Genomic DNA, 17,844 nt, shown 5'->3' with positions numbered 1-17,844 from the left:
ACCGCTTCATCCACAAACTACTGCAAGACCACTTCGCGCAAATGGAGTTCAGGCGAAATTAGGAAAATACAACCCTTTCACGAGGGGAAGGTTATAATCAAAACCTGTTAAAAAGTATAAGGAGATACCTCCAAGCGGGGGAATCACTATTCCCGGCGACAAGTAAAGTTATCCCGAAGGCTTGATCCGTTGAAATAAACGAAAACTATGTCTAAGTCTCATGAAATCTTAAATTTAATTAAAAATATTGAAACTAACTGTCATACTCAGGAAATAAGGTTGGCTGATATATTGAGACAGTGTAAATCTTTAGCATATAAATTAGATTATTCCCCTTTGAAAAACTGGGTTAATTATGAATTAACAGGTTATTCTGATAGGATAGAATTGCCAGATTATAGAAGTGTAGAATATGTACCTATATTCGGTGATTTACAAGGTCTACATTTTGGAAATCTTGTATTTCTTAATCAAAGACCTCTAGGTGTAAAATCGACTTTTCCAAAAGAACATATAAAGTCTTTACATACAAGGCAGTTTTCTGAAAATGTTGCTGGTTTACAAGCAATTATTGATTCATCTAAGGGAGAATCGATTCCATTTAGTTTGCCAATGTCGGTATATCCTCATCTAGAAACTTATACAAATGCATCGTTGGTACGTGCCTATAGATTAGTTAGCTTTGATGTGGTTGTAGGGATTTTAGATACTATAAAAACTAGAATATTAGATTTTACTCTAGAAATTCAGGATCTCCAATTAGATTTAGAATATGATAATTCAAATACAATCGACAGTATTTTTAAGGAATTTATTCTAAAAAGCCCTAACATCTATTATATAAATACAATACATAGTGTAGGTTCCATGAATCAAAATCCAGGTAACTTCTCAATTGGTGGTTCAGTTGGCGGCAACGTCAACAACGTTCAAGGTGAAGGCAACCGAGTATTTCAAGGAGATACAACAATGACTGGCAATCGCAATATCAATACGGGTGGCGGCAACTATAACGAGCGCATTCAAGGCGACTACGTTCAAGGTAATTACTACGCTGCTGGACAGACCCAAAGTCTTGCTGAAGCTGCTGCTGAGATTCAGCTATTACTACAACAATTAGAGCAGACTTACCCTACTACTACTACATCACAGCAAATGGTAGTGGCAGCAGAAGCCATCAAGCATATTGAGAGTAATCCAACTTTTAAAAAACGTGTAAAAAATGCAGCAAAAGAAGGCAGTTTAGCAGCTTTAGAGAAAGCTATTGATAACCCAGCAGGTGCTTTTATTGTTGGCGCTATCAAAGGCTGGCAGGAAGTAGAATAAAATTAAAGAAACTAAATTTAAATACTTCTAAATTTATAGTTTACTAAACCGCCGTCTATAGATTTAAAAATTAGCTTGGGCGAAAATATGGAAGAGCATAACCTGCCTGAAAAACGCATTATTAATACTGGAGGAGGTAATTATAGCGAACGGATTGAAGGCGATTATATTGAACATCAACATATCCATTTACCTCGACAAAGTAAGCAGGTTGCAATAACAGCAGAAGACTTTTTTCGTCCCTTATTAAATGCCAAAAATCTTTTTAATCACACTTGGTCACTTGTTGGCAGAAGTAAGTCTGTTGCAGAACTACATAAATTTGTCGAATCAGAACAGCAACGAGTTGCTATCTTAACCGGACGTGGTGGTATTGGTAAAACAAAACTTCTCCACACATTTGCACAGCAGTTTGATGAACATCATCAGCAGTTTACCCTGCGCTTTTTGATGCAGGGAGTACCAATTACTATCGAAAGTTTAGAGGAATTACTAATAAAACCATGTGTAATTGTTGTAGATGATGCACACCAAATTGATGATTTATTAGTATTACTAACTTTTCTAAAACAAAATTCCGAAATATTTAAATTAGTTTTATCTTCTCGACCTCAAGCTATTGACTACCTTCACTCTCGTTTAACACAAGCAAAATTTGATTCTCGTGATATTTGGGAATTTGAAATTCTCAAAGAATTGAGCCGAGATGAAGTGAAAGAATTGGCAATTCAGGTACTTAGCAATGAGTATGCCGATTATGCTGAAAGGCTGGCAATAATCACAAGGGATTGTCCGTTAATTACTGTGATTGGTGGAAAGCTACTAGCAGAAAAGAAAGTAGATCCACTACTACTTGAACGGGATGAAGAATTTCGGAATTGGATACTAAAAAGGTTTCAAGATGAGTTAGTCGGAAAAGTTAGCGAGCAAGTCGAACCTAAACTTTGCCGTGAACTATTACAGCTGATTGCTGGTACAGCACCAATTCGATTAACTAACGAGGAATTTAAGCAGGTAGCTGTTAATTCTCTTAATATAGACAAACCTAGATTAGTTAGTACTTTAGGTATTCTGGAAACATCAGGTATTTTGCTCCGTCGGGGAGATACCCTACGTATTACTCCTGATGTCCTTTCTGACTATATCTTGCATGAAGCTTGCCTAACAAAGCAGGGAGATTTAACGGGTTACGCACAGCAGGTTTTTAATAATTTTATGCAAATTTGCCCAGAGCAAGTTCTTAGGAATCTTGCTGAACTGGATTGGCGTATCTACCATACAAACGGTGAGGAAACAAATTTACTTGCTGAAATTTGGTGGAGTATAAAAGATGAGTTTCAAAAGGCATCAAATTATGATAGATGCCAAATGTTGAATCTCCTCAAAGAAGTCGCTTATTATCAACCAAGGCAAGTGCTGAAGCTAATAGAGTTTGCAATGCGTAATCCTGCTACAGCAGCAGACGATGATAGCATACCTCAACTCTACCACTTCACTCACACTGACGTACAAATAAAACTGCCAGAGCTATTGGAACGAATAGGCTACACTTTGGACTATTTACCTCGCTGTTGTGATTTGCTATGGGAACTAGCAAAAAATGATAAGCGAGAACTCAATCCTTACCCTGAACATCCTATACGGATTCTAACAAAATTAGCTAAGTATGATATTTTTAAGTCTTTAGAGGTCAATCGAATAGTTTTAGATTCAGTTGCTAGATGGTTGAAGAAACCAAATATACATAATCACATTTACTCTCCTCTAGATGTTATCGAACCATTATTAGATAAGAATTCTCATTCAACGCGCAGTGATGGGTTAACTCTTGAATCTACCACATTTGCAGTAAGTAGAGAGAAAACGGAATCTATTCGTGAAAAAGCTATTAGTCTTATTCAACAGTGTGCAACTTCAGAGCAGATGAAAGTGTCTCGAAGAGCATTAGATAGTTTAAGAAAGGCTCTCGAAGAACCACATGAAATGATTGGGCTAAAAATTTCTGATGAACAGCGTGAGGAGTGGGTTACTGAGCAGTTACAAATATTAGAATTTCTCAGCCAGCTAGTTCAGAAAATAACAGAACCACTCATTCATCTTCAAGTCATAGAAATACTGGAATGGCACATCCATTTAAGTTATTCATCCGAAGTTAAACAAAAAGCTTTGGAAATTATTAACTTAATACCAGTTACTTACGAGTTCCGGCTAATTGGTGTATTAACAGCCTGTGATACTCTTGATTGGTTCATTCATAACAGAGGCACAAAAGACCTTTATTCTCAAAATAACTGGCAAGAGAAAGAGAAATGTATCCAAGACATATTATCTGCTGTTGTGGGAGAGTTCTTGGAAAGACATCCAGATGCGAATGAAGGGGTACACATCATTAACGAAAAATTAATATTTATTCAAGAATCAGGTATTGAAATTAATCGGAAGTTACAAGATTTTATGGGTGCTTACCGATTAGAATTTTTACATACTCTAGCAACAAATGCAGAGCCAGAGTATGTTATTCAATTTTGCGAAGCTATTATTAGAGAGCCAAACTCAAACCTTGCACCACAACTGTCATTATTACTGTGGAGAGTCAGACAATTCGATATTCATCGTGCTATTAAAATTGCTCAAATGGCTATAGATACTGAGTCATCTAGTCTTTGTATTTCGATTGCAGAAGGATGTCGTACCTGGTTAAATAACTTACAATCTGAAGATGTCGAATTAATTAAAAAGTTACTTGCTCACAAAGACATACAAGTTAGAGGATGTACTATCCATTCCTTATGCATCATGAGGAATGTACAGCCAAAATTTGTCACTGCTATGGTTCTTACTACAGATATAAATGATAGCACGGAGCTTGCCAAAGAATTGTGTGGAATATTTCACCCAACTATGGGTCTTTCGCTAGATATTTTATCTGATATAGAATTAAAAATTCTCTTGCAAAAGCTTGAATATATTTTGAACATTAGTAGCTATACTATTGGTGAATTCGTGGCGTGTGCATTACAGCGATCGCCACGTTTAGTAATTCAGTTTCTGCTTAACAGAATTGAAAATGCTCAGTCTAACGAAAATAAGAATTATCAAGCCATTCCATTTTCTGGGTTAAAATCTCATCTTAATAGTATCGATAAAAGTAGCGAATACGAGGATATTCTCAGAGAAATCCGTAACCATGCACTAAAAGTTTTTCAAAAATATAAATGTTGGTTGAATAACCATAACCACTATGTATCAAAACTATTTGAGGAAGTCTCATTAGGATTTAACGCCACAAGTATTAAAGTGCTTGAAGAGTGGATTAATTCCGAAGATTCTGAAAAAATTCAGACGGTTAGTAGTTTCTTGAAACATGCTCCTCAATCCTTTGTATTAACTCATGTAGATTTTACTGCTAATTTACTTGAGCAAGCCTACAGTCTGGGAGATGATTGCTATAAAACAGTAAATTCTCATTTATACAGCAGATACCCTTCTACTTCTGATGTACGTGTTGTTTGTACTCCAGAAGAGCCAATGCCAGAGGATGTTGCTTTACAAAATCAGGCTTTGGCTATTGCAAAACAGTTTCCTACAGGCTCCCCTCCACACAAATTTTATAGTTCTTTGGCTGAATCTGCTAAGGCTTCTATAAAGTTTTGGCAAAAGCAATGGGAGGAGGAACTAGGTTAACTCAATTTCACTTAAACTTCCTGAATCTGGAGCGATTAAATCTCGAACTAATATGAGGAAACTTAAAGTGATGGCTACCAGAATTAATAAGGCTTTGAATTTCCATTTCCCGGACTGGAAAATTTTCATGTTTCTTTTGATTAATTTTTATCACTCAGAATCATTCAACATTCCAGTCAACAATTCCGACATCTCCCACAAGTCTTTATTTCGGTTGTCATCATAAATCATCAACGTTCTGGGATCAGCATGACGGCTCAACTTCTGCACCTTTCTGATATTCCCATCAGTGGCATCAAGCGCCGCCGTAATCGCCGAGTGCCTAACCCTGTGAGGTGACATAGGTTTCTTAACCCCCGCCTTTTTAAAAGCAGTAGCCACTATTTTATAGATGGCATCCGTCGTCAATCTATGCCCAGTATTATGAAAATCTAACGCCGTAAAAATTGGGAAATTAACATTCAAATCCCCCCGCGCTATCAACCAATCAGCAAGAGCAGCCGCCACATCCTTAGACATATCCAAATATTCTTCATTCGTTCCCTTACCCTTCCCCAAAACTCTCAACTTGCGCCCATAAAAATCAAAATCCCCCACATCTAACTGACATACCTCCTGGCGACGCAAAGCTAAACCCCACAGCACCAGAAAAATCGCATAGTTGCGTTTACCAATCAAAGTCTCCCTATCAAACTGCTGAATCACAAGAGAGATCGCTTTGCTATCAACACCCCGCGTATCCCGGTACGCCTTGACCTTCTCCCCTGAAACATCTTCTAGGGAATAGTTGCACACTCCCAACTTCCGCCCCATCTTCGCCAATGACTTAATCGCCGCCAACCGCCGATTGATTGTCGCCTCCCGCAACCCAGATTTAATCAACATCGCCTTGTACTTCAGCACCACCATCACTGCCTGCTCTCGCTGCAAGTGCAAAAACTCCAGCACACTATCACCAGTCGGCGGTAAGCTCGTCATCTTCAAAAAGAAATCCCTCAAATCTTTTTCATAAGCCCGTCGAGTATTGGGGTTGCGCTTATCTGCCAACAGCTGCGCCAACACATCTGGATCTTTGTCAAGTTGTGCATCAAAATACCGAGCGATCGGTGCATCTAAACACGCTTCCAACTCGACTTTAACTAGCTCACCAAATATTGGCTCGTTAGGCATAAGTGCTTACAGCTTCGTTATTGATAATACAAATTTCCAATAACGTACATCATACCTCGGTAAGAGGGAGCATCAATCAAAACATTCACTTCAAAGCTAAATACTTCTTGCGGAAGTTGAATGGTGTTAATTAGTCATGCTGTGTCTGTAATTTCCTGCTTTGATATCAAAATTGATAGCAAACACTGGGCATCTGGTGCAGCAGATATTGAAACACACCATACAAACCACCAGCCGCGATCGTCTTCGTCTAGGCATGGGCGATGACCTTTGGTCGGGCGTAGCCCATCGCAGTAGTCAATACAAGCCTGGATAGGTTTGTATATACGCTTCCTCTGTACCAGTTTCTATACAGTTTGTCAGGAAAGTGATCGCTTGTTAAGTTGGCAGAGATTAACAATAGGTTTAAAAATCATCCATGTTTGACTCAACTATTCACTCTAAAATGGTCTTTCTAACGCGAATCAAAGCATAACGATAGTATTTAAGCTATATTTTGACTAAGTAATTGCTCCACAAAATTGATTCTTGGTTCTGTTGATTGAAAATAGGATACCACTTCAAAATTAAGCTTTTTTCTAACTCTAACCGATACTTTTCTTCCCGAAAAATAGGTAAGTCCCAACGGGCGATATAAATAGATGATGAAAATCCGTAATTTTGATTTAATTGTTGATAAGACTCAATTTGTTTTTTGCGATGATGAGCGCCACTCGAAGAATAATTAAGTGTACGCAAACGCTTACAGCAGTTTTTGCTTTGACCTATATATAAAATTAACGGAAGTGCTTTATCTAAAATAAAATAAATGCAAGCGTTATCAAATTGATTAACTTCTGTAGCCAAATTTAATGGCTGGAGCGGCAAATTCAGAGGGTTAAGAGTATCAGGATCTAGCTGACATTCGCAAGGTAGAGATATGATATCAAACAGTTTTGTTTGTCTTCTAATTAAATTATTTTCTTTTTGCTCCTGCTGAAATTCAAAATTTCGTGACTTGCTCTCTAGCAATACCTTATTACAGTTAATCGGTGGAAGATATCTCAAATTTTTTAATGTGTTTTTTGAGCTAAATTCAGTGTTTGAAAACAAAGTTAACTGCTCGACAGATTCTTGGTGATGCACCTAAATTAACCAAACTATACTTCCTCTGTCATAGCTTCGCAATAATGTTGGGTCAATATTGCTACAGTGTAGAATCGATAAAGATTTAAGAATAAGGTGTCAATAAAATTATGTATAAATACTTATTTATCAAGTCAAAATTTTTCCCGCTCTCTCCCAAAGTACATAAAATTTACAACCAAGATTCAATGGACAATGCCCTTACTTCCCGAATCCTCTGAAAGTCGCTGTCGGCTGACACAACGGTAAGACCGTGTTGTAAGGCTACAGCCGCAATCCAAAGGTCATTTTCATCAAAGCCTAGATCAGTGATTTTCGTTTTTCTCCGCTTACTTTTCTCTTTCGGTGCAAATTGATTGAATAAAGCGGCTTTCAGTTGCCCGTAGATAGTAGCAGTAAATCCATCAACGTTGTGGATGTATATACCCGTTAGAAAACGGTCAATGAGGGCTAAGTTACTTTCCTTGCGTTGAGAACGTTCTGCCATGTCTATCAGTTCCCCTTGAACGATGGCGCAGGTTGTAATCACAGAATTTTCCACCTCTGCAAGGCGACGAAGCACATTGGCATTACCAAGTATTGCTTGGCTACAGTGATTTGTATCTAATAAGTACATTATTCAAAGGGGTTGTCGTAATCAAATTTGGCTTTGCCGCGAGTGGCATAAACTAGCTCAAGACACTCTTGTAAATCATCGCCTTCCCATTTACCAATTGTTTTTAAGTGTTCGAGCAGTGAGCGACCTGTGGAATTTACCGTAGTGTGAGCGGCGGAAGGAGCCACTTCAGAAACAGACTGTGTTTGTTGGGTTTCCTTCGTTTTTAAAAAGCGTATAAAGTCTAGTGTTTCAGCCAGAATGGTATCTGGGGTTGATTCAATTTCTTGGAGAAGGAGTTCTTTAATAGTCATATTGGGTATGTCCTCTACTGGAACGAAAATCCAGGCATAGCTGCATCAGTCTTTTTCATTATCGCAATAGTTTCTTTTAGCTTTACTACACTACGTTCCAAACATTCAACCAGGGGTCAGTTTAATTTGAAATTTCGCCAAGGCGTAAATTCACCAATTAGTAAATCTACATTTTCACCTTGCAGCTACACTACGTTCCAGGCATTCAGTCAGGAGTCAGTCTAATTTAGAATTCCGCCAAGGCGTAAATTCACCAATTAGTAAATCTACATTTTCACCTTGCAGCTACACTACGTTCCAGGCATTCAGTCAGGAGTCAGTCTAATTTAGAATTCCGCCAAGGCGTAAATTCACCAATTAGTAAATCTACATTTTCACCTTGCAGCTACACTACGTTCCAGGCATTCAGTCAGGAGTCAGTCTAATTTAGAATTCCGCCAAGGCGTAAATTCGTCAATTAGTAAATCTATATTTTCACCTTGCTGGTATTTCACCCAGACAGCCATTAGAAAATCTACCAATTCGCTTTTATCAATCTCTACGCCACGTCTTTTGAGTTTGAGTAATTCTTCCTCTACATCTAAATCTGTTGAGCGTTTCACATAATAGGTACGCCCAATCCAAGCATCATCTGACCGCTTACCTGTTGCAGGTCTGCCACGTTTGCGGGGTTCTTCTTGAATTGGCGCTGTCTTTTGTGGTGTTGGAATCTGTCTCACGTTACTCTCTGTAGTTGCCTCAGTAGAAAGTTCTGGCTCAAGTTGTGGTTCGTCTTTGGTTTGAAATAACTTTTTAAAAGGGCTAGGTTTAGGGTTGCTCATGACAATATCTCCTTACCCACTTCTTGATACTCCCGCCATGCTATTTTGCTGCTGCGGTCTTTTACTTGGTAAACTGGCAACCCCTCCAGTGCCGCTTTTTCATAAACAGCAAATCGTCTAATCCCATGTTGAAATAGTGGTATTCCCTCTGCCTCTAATGCTTCCCGTGCCTGCTGTCCTGTTAAGCGAGGGGCTGGGGGAATAATTGTAAGCAACACACGATAGCGATCGCTGCCCAATGATTTGAGAGTGCTTACAGTTTGCAACAGTGCATCCATCGCTAAAGCATCAGGGGTAGTAGGCAAGATTAATAAATTACACCCATCTGCGAGTGCTTCCAAATCTTCGTGGCTTGGTCTAGCGGCTGTATCAATAACTACATGGTCAAAATTACGGCTGTGCATAGGAGCTTGTAGTAAATCCACAACTTTAAAGGGTAATGCCCCTCGCTTTGCCCATCCTGTAGCACTGTGGTTTGGGTCGCCATCAACTAGCAAAGTACTGCCATGCTGAGATAGAAAGCAAGCAATATGGATGGCGCTTGTTGTTTTGGCAACACCTCCCTTGAAACTGGCAAGGGTGATTATCACGAGATGTACTCCAGTAAATGCTGCTAGTTTACTCTTAAAATGGCGAAAATTTGTATTTCTTTATTTATAGAATGCTAAATTGCCGACAATATAAAATTTTGCCAATTCAAAAATATAAAATATCCTAAGTAGCAACCGTCAGCTTGGACGGACTAAACCTGAACAGAAGACAGTTTGACTTTACTCCTGATTATCAGGTTGCTTCGCTCTCTTCGGATGGTCTACTGGTTAGTACAGTCTGCGTGAGCTATTTAAATTGGCAATAACACAAATAGCTAGCAATACAACAATATATATTTTCGACAATTCATATTTTCGCCAATTCAAAATAAAAATAGCAAATTTTACCACCTAAGTCTGCTCACAGTTTTGACGGTAGGGTTGCGTCCTAAGATTCACAGCGCATCTAAGAAAGCATATTTTTGACTTTGGGAAAAAGCGTGAAACCTTCTGCCGAATGCTCCTAAAGCTCAAAAGTTCCCCTACAGTCTCAACATACATTCTTAATTTTTACAGCATATCAATAGTTACAGTCTTGCCACCTCAAGTAAAAGTCCCAGATCAATAGTCTAGAAAATATTTCTAAAATTTAATATTTTTATATATCTAACTCGTATATTCAGCGTTACTATTATAAAAATTCTATTTTTTACGGTAGTAACTGGTGATCAGACTCAATATATCCACACTGGAGCAAATTTCTGCTGGTCTAATCAGGGTTCAAGCACGTCAGGGGAGGCTTTATCCTTACCCTCAAGACTTGCAACTGGGTTACGACAAGGTAGTTTTAGCATTTATAGTGGGGGGTAAAGCAGGAGATGTACCAGATAGTATTCCAGAGTTTTACGAGCTTTGCGAACAGCCCTTTGAAGAATGGGGAGTGGAAATTGACGACGAAATAGACTCAAGCGACTCTTTGCTTTTTTTAGGGGAACCTACGGAATTAACGATTGAATTAGCAGAAGCTTTTGGTGGGAGTGTACTGAGCCAAGAACAAACTAAAATTGCCTCTGTCTTACTGCAACACTGTCAGTCACACCCACAAGGGGTACAAATTTACACCAAATTCCGAAGGTTTATTATTGAGCATCCTGTTTTGTCGAACCAGGAGTTTGTAGAAGCAAAAGGGTATTTTGGACTGGGTGTTGGGCTGTCCGATCTGTTAGATGAGTGCTACGAACCTGTACCGAGTTGCTATGAGTTAGAGGAAAACTTCTATGCCTGCCCGTACTGTTATGCGCTGGCCGGAGTAAATCCTCAAGGGCAAGTAATTGCAAACTCTAGTTGTAACCGTTGTCCACCCGGACGCAGGCTCAAGCGCAAAGTAAAACTACCAAGTGACTGCCTAAAACTCAAACGTGGCATCGAACGCTTTTGGTTTTACCCCGGACGTGCGGAAATTCAACTCTTTAAGAAGTTAGTAGATTTGGGGCTGGAGGTTGAACTTTATCCACAGTGCGATCGCTATGACTTGAGAATTAAGTTTGCTGATGGTGAAGTATGGGCGCTCGATTTGAAGGATTACTCTAATCCCTATCTACTAGTAAGGAATTTAGGTGATGAACCAATACCCAGCGAACCATCTTGGGATGTTGCATATATCGTCATCCCTGCGGAGCGGAAGAAAGACCGTCCTGCTTATCTTAAAGAACTGAAATCACGATGGCGGTGGGAGAATGTTAAACCGATCTTCGATGATGCCGTTTTTGCACTTGCTAAGAAAAAAGCGGGTGTGCGCGAAGTGGAAGTGCAAGCGAGCAAAGCTGGGGTGGAGAGTGATACACCTGCTACTAATAGTAAGCAAAGCGACACCAATACAGAAGGCGACACACGTTCTACCAATAGTAAAACTCTTGAGGAGAAAAGTACGAAGCGCGGTAAAAGTCCCACTACAAATAAAGGGAGAAAGACATGAGAGAAACAAGGTCTTGGCGCTACAAAGCTACAAAATCCCTGCAAAAACAAACGAGTTTACATAAAGACCAGATTGAGGCGTTGCTCGATTTAGAGCTATGCTTGTTTGCTATTGAAAAGTTAGGTGTTCAATCAGAACTTGAAACAGCAATTTCTCTATGGCTACTAATATCTAATCGATTTTATCTGTTTCCGCGTTTGGCTTTGTTGGTGAAGACAGTAGAAGCAAAGAGAACGCTATTTAATCTCAGGCAGTTGGTTCCGTATTTAACAAACCAAGATGTTACAGAACAGTTGCTAAAGTTATACAACCAAATTCCCTCGAAGTACCGAGCCTACGATGTTGATGATAAGACTTATCGGTTCACTCGAAAATCCATGCCTTCTATCTGGGGCAACCGTTTTGAGGGTTTTGAGGACTTGCTTGGTAACAAATTGAAGTATCGCCAGCGTACTGTTAAATATGCAGAACCCGGCAAAGAATATCGCTTTCGGTCTGGAGATAACGCTTACAGTATCAGAATTCCAAAGGATTTGCCCTTATGCCAAGGCAAGGTTCTATCAGTACATCGCGAGAATAATAAAGCAATCTCTGTCACACGGAAGGAAATGGAATCGGCTGCAAATCTTCTAGATGAATGCTGCGGTCAAGACCATAAAGGGCGTTTGTCAGATATCATCCTTGAGCATTTTCAAGGAATGGGATTTGCTGAAATCGATACAATAGTGTTCGACGGGGTAAAAAACTTAGTTGGGCTGCTAAATGCAGGTAAATCAACACTAATTGAAATTCTGACTGTAGCAGTAGCAAAAAAAGGGCAGCGAGTTGGCATTGTCTTTAACGAAGTTGTGACGTGCCTAAGAATGGCTAGTCTACTTAAAAAAGTCGGTTTACGAGTATCGGTAGTAATTAGTCAAAGGAATCGAAAAGTTCATATTGAGAACTGGCATAGTGTAGATGGTGGGATGGACGGCTTCACACACTTATCTACAGCTTGTCCCTTAAGCCAATACTTTCAACCTTCAAATCCTCCTTCTCCTCCGTGCTTTGATTTAAGAGAAGTAAAAGACTCGGACGACAGTAATAATACCAGTAACGGTAATAGTAATAACAATAGTAATGGGGATAGTGTAAAAGTTTGTCCCCTGATTGGGCAGTGTCCAAGACACCGAGATACTAACGAACTTGCTGACTCAGATGTCATTTTGACAACAGTAGCCGCTGCTATATTCACTCGTCCTCTACCGCACGTAAGTCCACAGTCAATTACCTACTATGAATTGATGTACCGGACTTGTAGCGTCGTGTTTTTTGACGAGTGCGACAAGGTGCAATCGAACCTCGACTCAACATTTTTACCTGCTATCAAACTAATTGAGAGAGGGAGTAATGGGTTTCTAGACCAAGTAGTAACATGGACGCGAGCAACTAAGCTGCGTAATTCTAGAAACGACCTGCGGCAGCTTACTTTTGGGCAATTCAATCATGCTCTGCAAAATGCTGATACGCTTGTTGATAATATTTGCACGCAATTGCAACTATCCCCTGATGAAAGCGACTGGCTGGCAGAGAAATTCTTTACCTGTTCGTCCATTGCTAGAGATTTTGTATTAGAAATTGCCAAGGCTGAGGGCATAGATACTGAGTCATCTACTTTCATTCTTGATAAAAGCCCTGTTTATCAGGAGTTAGCTGATTTTCTGCAAGGCGATTGGAAAAACTCCTGGCTTGCTGAGTATGCAATGAGACTTCAGAGCGAAAACTACCAAGAACAGCAGGAAACAATTACAAAGATACAAACAGAACTTTTGAAAAAAGGCTGGTTGAAGGCAATTCAAGATAAGTGGGGATTTTGTAGCAAGTTTGCATTGTTCCTAAAATTAGTCCTTTTCGTGTCATTTTTTCAACAGTCAATCAAAACCGCTTACGGACTTGAGCAACAAGTAGACGGAGCCGAGGAAATCGTTTTTTTCAACCGTATTCCACGGGATTTTTACGGGTTAATACCGGGACTAGCATCTGGTTTGGTTTGCGGGTTCAAGCTGGAACGGCAAGAGAATCAATTGACACTTTGGTACTTCCAAGGACTCGGACAAGGGCGCTGGCTGTTGGAAAATTTTTCCCACGTCTTTGCTGATGAAGGTACTCAAGGAGCGCACGCTTTGTTACTAAGTGGTACAAGCTGGGCTGGGCAAAGTCCTATTTATCATGTGGAAAACCAAGTAGATTACTTGCTACGTCCAAGGGTTAGGAAAGCTATAGAAGCAATTTCCGAAAGTAGTTTCCACTTTTCTCCTTGTTACTATCCAGATGGCAAGCCTGTGCGGGTTTCTGGGGCAACAAATAAGGAAGAAGCCCTGTTGCAGGTAGTGCGATCGCTACTTCGTAAAACTGACATCCTACAACGTGATTTTGACACGCTACCTGAAGGTAGAAAGCGTTTAATTTGGTATGTCAATAGTTACGAGCAGGTTGATTTCGTTTACAACGCCATCAAAAGCATTGATACTAGCTCGTATTGGAAAGAGCGGATGGCAGCTTTAACTTCACGATCGCCACTAGAGGAAATTGACGAATCTTTGATTTCTCGCAGTAATATTGAAAATTTTGCTGATACTAATCGAGCGATTTTGATTGCACCAATAGCAGCAATTGGGCGGGGTAAGAACATGTTAAATCAGGAAGGATTGAGTGCATTTGGCGGAGCATATTTTTTAGTTCGTCCACATCCCGCACCTGATGACCTTGATTATAAATTTCGACTGGCATTGTGGAGAGAAAGAAAAGCGATAGCAGAAGAGAGGGAAGGAAACTTTATTGATGTTTGCGACTCTTGGCGTAGCGAAGGCTATGGCATCTTTCTCAAAAGTCTTGACACCATCTTGCAATATTCCCACAAGGGACTATCCAAAGAAGTACGCGAAGGACTGATTTGGAGTTTGATGGTGCTTACCTGGCAGGCGATATCGCCCGGACAATTCGTGGTAATCAGCCGACTTTAATTCGTTTTATCGATGCAGCATGGGCACCCAACCTTGCCCAGAAGAAAGCTGAAACTGAAAAAGAATCCTTACTTAAAGGATTTAAGTATGTTCTGCAACCGTACTTTGCTAAAACCAGAACAGGCTATGACGCTCATGACATCGCGCTAGTGCGATCACTTTACGAACCTTTTTACCGTGCATTGGAGAAAATAGATGGCATATAACTCTATACAATTATTTGCACTTCAAATACCGACTAAGATATCACTTACATTCGATTTGTATGCGTTGGCTGTCCCGAAGAAGTGGAAAGATTTATTTTCCAGATTACAGAAATACAAGCATGACAAAAATTATGTTTTACCACCTATAGAATGTCTTAACCAAGCACTAACAATTTCAATTGATGATGAAATTTTATTTCCTTCCCCAAATGCATTTAAATTAACATCTAATACCCATTGGTTTTATTCTAAATCTAACAATATCTCCAAAGAATATATTGTGAATGTTGTCAAGAACTGGTTAAATGTTTCATTTAAAGACTTAGATTGTTTAACCACGAGTGATATCCAAGAAATTCATTCACTTTCGGCTCATGACTTGGAATTTCAGCAGGTAGAAATCCCTGAAACTGTATGGAGTATTGAAGGTGGAGAATTAAAAACTGACCCTTTGTACTATAGTCTCATCCCTTATTTGATTGCTAGTGCAATAGTAGCAGAGCCGCTATCTTTAATCGATACAAACAGCAATCAAGTTTTTGAAACATTACAATTTCATGAGTGTGTAGTAGAAAAGTCTAATGTTCAAGAAATTATCAGTTGGCCACCAACGATTATTACTCAAGACAAAAAGAAGAAAGGTAGTGAAGAGAAAGAAAAACCAACACACTATTACTCTTTCTTACTGAGATTCGCATTCCACTACAATTTAAATGGAGAACCCTACCTTACTTGCGATTACGGTATTAGGCGTTGGGTTAGTTGGGAGTTAGGCTATCTTAGTACAGGTAAGACTGTTTATATCAGTCCTACAAACTCTAAAATATTTGCCCCTTGCAAGTTAAAATACATGGGTAAACAAAGGGGTATAGATTTTGAAGGTAATCTTGTAAATTTGCTAAAATCCCTTAACTTTAAAGATAAATTTAACGCTCAAGATGTAGTTCAAACACCCTATAAAAATAACGATTTGGCTTGGGGTGTAGTTTACGGTAACACAATATCACGCTCGCACAATGCAGAAGATGGACTTTTTCCAAAAGATAATGCAATATTTCATAAAGCCTGTTTAGAACGCATACAAAATGTACTAGGTGAAGAGTTTTGTTTTATAGAACTTTATTTACGTTGCGATAATGATAAATTGCTGAAAAAACCACGTAGTGAGTACAATAAAGTCAAAGAATTTATCAAGAAGCATTTTGCTAGTATAAACACATCTCCACCATTTTATATTCCACCTAATCTCAAATTAGTATTGTTATCGCAGAGTAAAGAAGCTGAAGAATTAATCCGTCCGCTCGCCAAAAAATACGGTATTGACGATGTTACTATACATAGCCTCGGTGTTTTAGGGGCAGAAATGTCTGGAAAAAATTGGAGGACTGACTGTGCTAATAGAATCAAAGAATTCCAAAAATTACTTCCTCCATCACCTCAAAATCAGAAAACCTTGACTTTAATTGAAATCCTACCTAAGAAACATTTTTGGAAAGATGCAAGAAAAGACCCAAAACCTTGCTTTCGTCCTGCATTAGCAATGCTTGGTAGCGTTACTGACCACTTTGAGCCTAAAGATGAAAACGACAAAGGTGATTTCCTGACAGAAGCAGAATTTAATGATGAAATTACTAAATTGGAGGCAGCCCAAGCTGCTGCTAAAGAACAAGGTAAATTCGTTAAAAAGAAGTCTCTAAAAAGTAATTTCTCTCATCGTATAGAATCATCCCTAAAAAGCGGATTATCGATGGCTGGTGCATATTTTTATCCAACTTTTGAGGTAGAAAATTTCCCTACAGATGTTGCTAGCGTCGGTGTCTATAAAATTCCTTTTTATACAGGTGAAATAACTAAGTACCTTCCTGTAGCAGTGCGTATGGACAAAAGCGGTGTTACTGCTAAGGCTTACGGATGTGATGAATGGTTAGATTTTTACTTATTTCAAATAAAAATGGCATCAGGAGCATTTGAAAGCATCGAATTTAATAAGAAGAAAGTCCAAAACTGGGTATTCAACAACTTATTCCAAGAAACGAAACAACCAACAATCTATTGCTTTGATGCTGATAACCTTCGCTCTCATGGTTTGCTATTTCTCCAGAAAAAATTATGGCGCAAGCACTTCCTTGCTTTTGACACTTCAGAAAATCCCAAAAATGAAGATATTACTTTTATCTCTACTTCAAAATATCCCCACATACGTATAGCTAATATCATTGCACCTAATACAACAGAAGTTCCTATTTATCGTGCTTGTGATGAAGACGGGAACCTTGAAGGACATACCACAGGTGTTTTTCACCCTTCATCAAAAGGTTCTGAGTGTGGGTACTATTATTTAAGCAACCAACGTCCTGAGTCTCGTAGCGGTGGCATTCTCCAAGAAAGTAAGTTAGTGCCATTAGCAATAACTAAAAACGACAAGACAGGGAAACCTAAAAAACCAAAACCCCAAGCCCAAGGCTATAATCCCCGTGGCGTTATTTTAAGCTTGACACTTCAAGAAGCAGACTGCTTTAGTGATTGGGCAACGTTTGTTCAGTGTCAGCGACTTTATGGGATGATTCAGTATCTTGACGCTACAATTTTTCCCGAAGTACTCCACCGTGCGGTTGGACTTGATGCCTATCGACCAATTCAAGCTATTCGTGAACCATAGTGTTGCAGAGGGAACTGTTATTACTGGTGGTGGAATGGCTGCAAGCGTGCGATGCATTCAGCTTGCTAAAGATGCAAACGATAGACTAGACAAGCTTTTAGCCGAGCTAAAGGATGAAAATTAAGGTGGGGTTGCGATCGCATTAGCTAGCTACCCCCGCACAAAAGTGTTGCACAACATTACCTAACAAAAACGCTTGTAGTAAGCCATCTACGGTTTTGAGAACGCAAGCGTTTCTTAATTTTTGATTGATGCTGACGGAGATTCCACCTATTTAGTCATTCGTGGAATACAGGAATGAAAGTCCTTCTACAAGAGCCACTACCGCCAGAAAAATACCCCCATATTCTGGGGGTGATTGATGTGGTTGATGTGCCTAAAAGCACACAATCGAATAATGAGAGTTCGCTATAAGGATTTCTGTATATATGCCCATC

The 17,844-nt window shown here is 39.3% G+C and carries 15 protein-coding genes; 8 read left to right on the top strand and 7 right to left on the bottom strand.

The window, feature by feature from the left end:
- Nucleotides 1–207 precede the first annotated feature (207 nt).
- Both ACR5KR_RS35285 and ACR5KR_RS35280 read left to right on the top strand, forming a co-directional pair.
- Complete coding sequence (locus ACR5KR_RS35285) at nucleotides 208–1,326, top strand: AbiTii domain-containing protein (RefSeq protein WP_448270537.1); 1,119 nt, start codon at nucleotides 208–210, stop codon at nucleotides 1,324–1,326.
- Between the two features lie 87 nt (nucleotides 1,327–1,413).
- Nucleotides 1,414–5,010 (top strand): hypothetical protein, encoded by a 3,597-nt coding sequence (locus ACR5KR_RS35280; RefSeq protein WP_448270535.1) that lies wholly within the window; start codon nucleotides 1,414–1,416, stop codon nucleotides 5,008–5,010.
- On the opposite strand, the gene ACR5KR_RS35275 is transcribed toward ACR5KR_RS35280, so the two are convergent.
- Nucleotides 5,002–5,139 (bottom strand): hypothetical protein, encoded by a 138-nt coding sequence (locus ACR5KR_RS35275; RefSeq protein WP_448270533.1) that lies wholly within the window; start codon nucleotides 5,137–5,139, stop codon nucleotides 5,002–5,004. The two genes, ACR5KR_RS35280 and ACR5KR_RS35275, sit on opposite strands and share 9 nt — an antisense overlap.
- A gap of 21 nt (nucleotides 5,140–5,160) precedes the next feature.
- Nucleotides 5,161–6,180 (bottom strand): tyrosine-type recombinase/integrase, encoded by a 1,020-nt coding sequence (locus ACR5KR_RS35270; RefSeq protein WP_448270531.1) that lies wholly within the window; start codon nucleotides 6,178–6,180, stop codon nucleotides 5,161–5,163.
- A gap of 120 nt (nucleotides 6,181–6,300) precedes the next feature.
- On the opposite strand from ACR5KR_RS35270, the gene ACR5KR_RS35265 reads away from it, so the two are divergent.
- Nucleotides 6,301–6,447 (top strand): hypothetical protein, encoded by a 147-nt coding sequence (locus ACR5KR_RS35265; protein ID WP_448270529.1) that lies wholly within the window; start codon nucleotides 6,301–6,303, stop codon nucleotides 6,445–6,447.
- A 222-nt stretch (nucleotides 6,448–6,669) separates the two neighbouring features.
- Here the strand turns inward: ACR5KR_RS35265 and ACR5KR_RS35260 are convergent, their stop codons facing one another.
- The 5 genes from ACR5KR_RS35260 to ACR5KR_RS35240 form a co-directional block, all read right to left on the bottom strand.
- Complete coding sequence (locus tag ACR5KR_RS35260) at nucleotides 6,670–7,227, bottom strand: GIY-YIG nuclease family protein (RefSeq protein ID WP_448270528.1); 558 nt, start codon at nucleotides 7,225–7,227, stop codon at nucleotides 6,670–6,672.
- 250 nt (nucleotides 7,228–7,477) lie between these two features.
- A complete protein-coding gene (locus ACR5KR_RS35255; RefSeq protein WP_196523921.1) occupies nucleotides 7,478–7,921 on the bottom strand; it encodes a type II toxin-antitoxin system VapC family toxin in 444 nt (147 codons plus the stop codon).
- Entirely contained in the window at nucleotides 7,921–8,214 is a 294-nt protein-coding gene (locus ACR5KR_RS35250) for a DUF2281 domain-containing protein (RefSeq protein WP_448270526.1), read from the bottom strand. The genes ACR5KR_RS35255 and ACR5KR_RS35250 overlap by 1 nt, the downstream gene beginning before the upstream one ends.
- Before the next feature lie 416 nt (nucleotides 8,215–8,630).
- Nucleotides 8,631–9,035, bottom strand: a complete 405-nt coding sequence (locus ACR5KR_RS35245) for a hypothetical protein (protein WP_448270524.1) — start codon at nucleotides 9,033–9,035, stop codon at nucleotides 8,631–8,633.
- Nucleotides 9,032–9,625 carry a ParA family protein gene (locus ACR5KR_RS35240; RefSeq protein WP_448270522.1) on the bottom strand — a complete coding sequence of 198 codons (594 nt, stop codon included), beginning with the start codon at nucleotides 9,623–9,625 and terminating at the stop codon, nucleotides 9,032–9,034. Before ACR5KR_RS35240 ends, ACR5KR_RS35245 begins: the two co-directional genes overlap by 4 nt.
- 664 nt (nucleotides 9,626–10,289) lie before the next feature.
- On the opposite strand from ACR5KR_RS35240, the gene ACR5KR_RS35235 reads away from it, so the two are divergent.
- From ACR5KR_RS35235 to ACR5KR_RS35215, 5 genes are read left to right on the top strand one after another with little or no spacing between them, the layout of a single operon-like run.
- Nucleotides 10,290–11,540, top strand: coding sequence for a restriction endonuclease-related protein (locus ACR5KR_RS35235; protein WP_448270520.1), 1,251 nt, complete (start codon nucleotides 10,290–10,292; stop codon nucleotides 11,538–11,540).
- Nucleotides 11,537–14,542, top strand: a complete 3,006-nt coding sequence (locus tag ACR5KR_RS35230; RefSeq protein WP_448270519.1) for a pPIWI_RE_Z domain-containing protein — start codon at nucleotides 11,537–11,539, stop codon at nucleotides 14,540–14,542. Before ACR5KR_RS35235 ends, ACR5KR_RS35230 begins: the two co-directional genes overlap by 4 nt.
- Nucleotides 14,473–14,748 carry a hypothetical protein gene (locus tag ACR5KR_RS35225; RefSeq protein ID WP_448270540.1) on the top strand — a complete coding sequence of 92 codons (276 nt, stop codon included), beginning with the start codon at nucleotides 14,473–14,475 and terminating at the stop codon, nucleotides 14,746–14,748. Before ACR5KR_RS35230 ends, ACR5KR_RS35225 begins: the two co-directional genes overlap by 70 nt.
- A complete protein-coding gene (locus ACR5KR_RS35220; protein WP_448270517.1) occupies nucleotides 14,738–17,407 on the top strand; it encodes a pPIWI_RE module domain-containing protein in 2,670 nt (889 codons plus the stop codon). Before ACR5KR_RS35225 ends, ACR5KR_RS35220 begins: the two co-directional genes overlap by 11 nt.
- On the top strand, nucleotides 17,397–17,531 hold the full coding sequence (locus tag ACR5KR_RS35215) for a hypothetical protein (protein WP_448270515.1): 135 nt from the start codon (nucleotides 17,397–17,399) through the stop codon (nucleotides 17,529–17,531). The genes ACR5KR_RS35220 and ACR5KR_RS35215 overlap by 11 nt, the downstream gene beginning before the upstream one ends.
- The last annotated feature ends 313 nt before the right edge of the window (nucleotides 17,532–17,844 follow it).

This window comes from Nostoc sp. DSM 114159 (assembly GCF_053470285.1).
Note: the sequence above shows the minus strand (reverse complement) of the source record. Positions and strands in the feature narration are given on the sequence as shown.